Raw genomic sequence first — 4,822 nt, 5'->3', positions numbered from 1 at the left:
GGAGCGGCGCCGGGGACCGGGCGCGTCCGGCCCGGAGACGGTCCGGGCCGGACGCTCCGGTTAGGAGCGGGCCGCGCGGGTCCGGGAGCGGTTGGCCTTGCGGATGGCCCGGAGCAGCTCGTCCTTGGTCATCCGGGAGCGGCCGTTGACGCCGAGCCGCTGGGCGATCGAGTACAGGTGCTCCTTGCTGGCGTTCTCGTCGACGCCCTCACCGCTGCGTCCGCCCCGGCCGCGCGGGCGGGCCGCCCGCTCGTCCGAGGGGCCCTTGCGGCCGCCCTCCTTGCGTTCCCAGTGGTCGCCCACCTTCTCGAACTTGTGCTTGAGGGCGGCGTAGGCCGTCTGGTGGGCGCGGCGGCCCTCGCCGTACTCCTCGACGGCCGAGTCGTGCGCCTTGATCCAGGTGCGCTGCGCCTCCTCGGGAGAGCGCTCCAGGGTCGAAGGAAGCTCCTTCCGTCCCGGCACGTGTCTCACCTCCGATTGTCCGGATTTGTAACGGGTTCCCCGTCGTTCACCCCGGAAACGGCAGGTGTCGGCGCGCGCCGGGCGGTCACCCGCCCCGGGAGAGCACGAACCGGTCCGACGGGGACCGGAGGAGGACCCAGGAGGGAGGCCGGCCATGCGCTACGAGGAACTCACCGGCCAGGTACAGGCGCACGCGGCCCTGCCCGACCGGCAGGCGGCGGAGCGGGCCGTACGGGCCACCCTGGAGACGCTGGCCGAGCGGATACCGGACGGGGTGGCCGACCACCTGGCCGCCCAGCTCCCCGGAGAGGCGGCGGAGTCCCTGCGCCGGGTGGTGGCCGGGGACGAGACCTCGCCGGCGCGCCGGGCCGACGCCCGCTCCCGCGGGGAACCGTTCGACCTGACCGCCTTCGCCGGGCGGGTGGCCTGGCGGTCCCGGACGTCGGAGGAGAGCGCGGTGCGGGAGGCCACGGCGGTGCTGGAGGTCCTGGACGCGGCGGTCTCCCCCGAGCTGATGCTCAAGGTCGGCCACGTCCTGCCGCCGGACATCCGGGAGCTGCTGCCGTCCGCCCGCGCCGCGGAGGGCTGACCCGGGCAGGGGGAGGGCCCGCCCCGTGCGGGGCGGGCCCTCCCCCTGCCCGGACCCTAGAAGCGGTCGCCCTTGGGCCGGGCGGGCTGGTCGGGGGTGCCGTGCGGCGGCGGGTGGTGGGGCTGCGGGGAGGTCGCGGGGGAGACCCGGGAGCCACCGGGCTCGCCGCGCGGCGCGGAGGGGGGCTCGGTGCTGCCGGCCGAGCGGGGGCTGCCCGCCTCGAGCTGGCGCAGACGGGCCGTCAGCAGCGCGATCACCTGGGGGCGGCCGGCGTGTTCGCGTTCGTAACGGAGCAGCTCCTCCAGAGCCTCCGGCGACAGGGGCCGGATGCGGTGCTCCAGTTCGCCCGCGGACAGGTGGTCGTAGTCGGGCAGCGGGAGTTCACTGTGGTCGGTGGTGCTCATCCGCCCCGGGTGTCCGGCCGCAGCCGGGTAAAACACCACCGTTGCCGTGATTAACCCGACGGAGGAACCGGGGCAAGCTATACGTAGCGGCTTGCGACCGGAACGTCGGCGCTCCGGATCCGTGTATTTGTTCGCCTGGGATCAGTAGCCTCAGGAGTCCCAATGTCATATTCAGCGACCAGTTGGAGACTTTGATGGAGCGTCCCGCCTGGGCTCCGCAGGGCATCGACCTGTCCGTGCCGAGCGTTTCCCGCATCTACGACTACTACCTGGGCGGTTCGCACAACTTCGAGGCCGACCGGGAAGCGGCGCGGCGGGCCATCGAGGCGTTCCCGGGTCTCCCGAAGATCATGCAGGCGAACCGGGCGTTCATGCGCCGGGCCGTCCGCTTCGCCGTGGCCGAGGGCGTGACCCAGTTCCTCGACATCGGCTCGGGCATACCGACCTTCGGCAACGTCCACGAGGTCGCCCAGGCCGCCGACCCCCGGGCCCGGGTGGTCTACGTCGACAACGACCCCGTGGCCGTCGCCCACAGCCGGGCCGTCCTGGAGGGCGACGAGCACCGCACCGGTGTGGTCGCCGCCGACTTCCGCACCCCCAAGGACATCCTCGGCAGCGCCGAGGTCGGCCGCCTGCTGGACCTGAACCGGCCGGTGGCCCTGCTGCTGGTGGCGCTGCTGCACTTCCTGGAGGACGCCGACGACCCGTGGGGGAAGGTGGCCGAGGTGCGCGACGCGCTCGCCCCCGGCAGCCTGCTGGTCCTCACCCACGCCTCGATCGAGGGCGGCCCGCGCAGGCCGGAGCAGGGGGACGAGGTGGAGAGCGTCTACCGCAACATCGGCTCGCCGCTGATCCTGCGCTCCCGCTCCGAGGTGCAGCGGTTCTTCGACGGCTTCGAGATGGTCGAGCCCGGCCTGGTGTCCATGCCGAACTGGCGCCCGGAGGGCCCGGTGGACCACGAGGATCCCGTGGTCTTCACCGGTTTCGGCGGCGTGGGACGCAAGGCGTGATCCCTATCTCCGGGTCTGACCGCCCTCCCGCGCCGGACGGTCCCGACGACCCGAACGACGGCCACCGCCGCTTCGCCAGGATCTGGAGCCGCGCGGTCTACCCCGCCACGGCCACGTCGATGACCCGCGCCGAGTTCGAGGACTACCTCCTCCCCCTGGCGCACCTGCTCGGCGACGCCCTGCACGCCCGCCCCTTCGACCCGTCGCCGGGGCGCGAGGTGGGGGCGGCGCTCGTCGAGGCGCACTGCACGTCCCCCGACGCGCTGCCGCAGGTGCTCGGCGTGGTCGACGCCTACCTGCTGCTGTACTGCAGCGATCCGGCGGTGCTGCCCACCGAGGAGGGACGGGCCCGCTGCGCCCGGCTCCAGCACGCCATCTCGGCCGGGTTCGCCCGGGCCCTGCAGGAGCGCACCCGCTCCGAGCAGGAGGCGCTCTCCCGGGCCGCGCTCGCCGCGCGCGAGACCGTGGAGAAGGCCCTCCACGAGAGCGAGACCCGCTTCCGGGCGGTCTTCGAGGGCGCCGCGATCGGCATCGGGATCGCGGACATGGAGGGCCGCGTCCTCGACATCAACGGCGCGCTGGCCCGGATGTTCGGCGGGTCGGAGCACCACGTGCGCAGCCGCCGGGTCTCCGACTGGGTGCACCCCGACGACGCCCCGGGCGTCTGGCGGGTCCACGACGAGCTGGTGCGCGGCGAGCGCGACCACTACCGGGTGGAGAAGCCGTACACGCGCAGCGACGGCACCGTGCTGTGGACCAACCTGACCGTCTCGCTGCTGCGCGACCCCGAGGGCGCCCCGCGCTACATGCTGGCGCTGATGGAGGACATCACCGAGCGGCGGCTGCTGAACCTGCGGCTGCGCTACGAGGCCACCCACGACGCCCTGACGGACCTGCCCAACCGCACGATGTTCTTCGAGCGCCTGGAGCACGCCCTCTCCCCCGACTCCGGCACCACCCGGATCGGGCTGTGCTACCTGGACCTGGACGGGTTCAAGACGGTCAACGACAGCCTCGGCCACGCCGTGGGCGACCAGCTCCTGGTCAACGTGGCCGAACGGCTGCAGAGTTGCGTCACCTCCCAGCGCCACCTGGTGGCGCGGATCGGCGGCGACGAGTTCGTGGCGCTGGTCAACGACCCGGTGACGCGCTCGGAGGTGACCGACCTGGCCCAGCGGGCGCTGGACGCGCTGTCCGTCCCGATCCCGCTGGGCGGCCGGGAGCTGAGCGTGCGCGCCAGCATCGGCATCGTCGAGGGCCCGGTCACCGAGCTGACCCCCGCGGAGGTGCTGCGCAGCGCCGACATCACCATGTACCGGGCCAAGGCCCGCGGCGGCAACCGCTACGAGCTGGCCGACCCCGACTCCGACGCCCGCACCATCAGCCGCCACATGCTCACCACCCACCTGCCCGCCGCCCTGGAGGGCGAGGAGTTCTTCATCGAGTACCAGCCGCTGGTGCGGATGGACGACGGCAGCGTGGAGGGCGCCGAGGCCCTGGTGCGCTGGGCCCATCCGCGCCACGGGGTGCTGGGCCCGGACCGCTTCATCCCGCTCGCCGAGCACACCGGGCTGATCGTGCCGCTGGGCCGCTGGGTGCTGGAGCAGGCCGTGCGGCAGGCGTGCGAGTGGCAGGTGCGCGGCATCGGCGGAGCCCGGCCGCTGCGGGTGAACGTCAACCTCTCGCCGCGGCAGCTCCGCCACCCGGAGCTGGTCGCGGAGACCGTGGCGATCCTGGAGGAGGCCGGCCTGGACCCCTCCTCGCTCTGCCTGGAGGTCACCGAGAGCGCCCTGATCCGCGCCGACGACGACGAGCTGAAGCCTTTACGCCAACTCGCCGACCTGGGCGTGCGGATCGCCCTGGACGACTTCGGGACGGGCTACTCCAACCTGGCGAGCCTGCGCAGGCTGCCCGCGACCACGCTGAAGCTGGACCGCTCCTTCACCCAGGGCCTCCAGCAGGAACCGGCCGATCCGGTCGACCTCAAGGTCGTCGAGGGCATCGTCTCGCTGGCCCACGCCCTCGACCTGGCCGTGACGGTCGAGGGCGTGGAGACCGCGGCCCAGGCGGAGCAGTTGCGGACGCTGGGCTGCGACTCCGCCCAGGGCTGGTACTACGCCCGGCCCGGTCCCCCGGAACGCCTGGGGGACGCGATGCCGGTGGCGGCCGGCCAGTGACCTCCGCCAGCGGCGGGCGGGTGGCGTCAGGACGCGGCTCTACCGGGCTTTACCGGGCCTTGCCGGGATCGTGCCCCAGCGACATCAGCCGGTGGCGCCACCCGGGGTCCCGTACGGCGTCCGCGACGCGCACCCGCTCGCGCTCGGCGGTGACGGTGTCCACCACCTCGCGCATCACCT

At 73.6% G+C, this 4,822-nt stretch carries 5 protein-coding genes; 3 read left to right on the top strand and 2 right to left on the bottom strand.

What is annotated here, in order from left to right; translation table 11 throughout:
• Window positions 1-60: 60 nt before the first annotated feature.
• Window positions 61-462, bottom strand: a complete 402-nt coding sequence (locus VE546_RS08485; RefSeq protein WP_324920262.1) for a ChaB family protein — start codon at window positions 460-462, stop codon at window positions 61-63.
• Between the two features lie 154 nt (window positions 463-616).
• Here VE546_RS08485 and VE546_RS08480 point away from each other — a divergent pair, with 154 nt between their 5' ends.
• Window positions 617-1,051: a DUF2267 domain-containing protein gene (locus VE546_RS08480; RefSeq protein WP_324920260.1), complete on the top strand. Its 435-nt coding sequence runs from the start codon at window positions 617-619 to the stop codon at window positions 1,049-1,051.
• A 56-nt stretch (window positions 1,052-1,107) separates the two neighbouring features.
• Here VE546_RS08480 and VE546_RS08475 read toward each other — a convergent pair whose 3' ends face one another.
• Window positions 1,108-1,455, bottom strand: coding sequence for a hypothetical protein (locus VE546_RS08475; RefSeq protein ID WP_324920258.1), 348 nt, complete (start codon window positions 1,453-1,455; stop codon window positions 1,108-1,110).
• A 194-nt stretch (window positions 1,456-1,649) separates the two neighbouring features.
• Here VE546_RS08475 and VE546_RS08470 point away from each other — a divergent pair, with 194 nt between their 5' ends.
• Window positions 1,650-2,465 (top strand): SAM-dependent methyltransferase, encoded by an 816-nt coding sequence (locus tag VE546_RS08470; RefSeq protein ID WP_324920256.1) that lies wholly within the window; start codon window positions 1,650-1,652, stop codon window positions 2,463-2,465.
• Window positions 2,462-4,642, top strand: coding sequence for a putative bifunctional diguanylate cyclase/phosphodiesterase (locus tag VE546_RS08465; protein WP_414720429.1), 2,181 nt, complete (start codon window positions 2,462-2,464; stop codon window positions 4,640-4,642). Before VE546_RS08470 ends, VE546_RS08465 begins: the two co-directional genes overlap by 4 nt.
• The last annotated feature ends 180 nt before the right edge of the window (window positions 4,643-4,822 follow it).

It is taken from the genome of Streptomyces sp., from assembly GCF_035644915.1.
Classification (GTDB): domain Bacteria; phylum Actinomycetota; class Actinomycetes; order Streptomycetales; family Streptomycetaceae; genus Streptomyces.
This window is presented reverse-complemented; position numbering and strand designations above follow the sequence as displayed.